Here is a 476-nt window from a genome sequence, read left to right on the forward strand (position 1 = left end):
GTAAAATACCTAATAAACCTTAATTCACTTGATAAAGTGCATCGCCCACGGCATTCATTAAGCGGTCAATATCTGCTTCTGTACTGTTAAACATTGGGCCGAACTGAAGCGTGTCGCCTCCAAAGCGAACATAGAACCCTTCTTTCCAAAGTTTCATACCAAGCTCAAAACCCCGGATGGTGGCATCGCCATCACGCGGAGCTAACTGCAATGCACCAATCAAACCACAATTACGAATATCTAAAATGTGCGGTGCGCCTTTTAAGCCATGCAGTATTTTTTCAAAAGTTGGTGCTAACGCCGCAGATTGAGCTAACAGGTTTTTCTTTTCTAAAACTTCAAGCGCAGCTAAAGCAGCCGCACAAGCAACCGGATGCGCCGAATAGGTATAACCGTGAGTAAATTCAATGGCATGTTCGGGTAGGTCCTGCTGCATAAAGGCAGAATAAATTTCATGGCTTGCCACCACTCCACCT

At 45.0% G+C, this 476-nt stretch carries 1 protein-coding gene; it reads right to left on the reverse strand.

The window, feature by feature from the left end; genetic code table 11:
* Nucleotides 1-19: 19 nt before the first annotated feature.
* A partial coding sequence (locus tag GBI16_RS18440; protein WP_151707637.1) for an aminotransferase class III-fold pyridoxal phosphate-dependent enzyme occupies nt 20-476 on the reverse strand: 457 nt, incomplete at its 5' end.

It is taken from the genome of Acinetobacter sp. TUM15064, from assembly GCF_008980265.1.
GTDB lineage: Bacteria > Pseudomonadota > Gammaproteobacteria > Pseudomonadales > Moraxellaceae > Acinetobacter.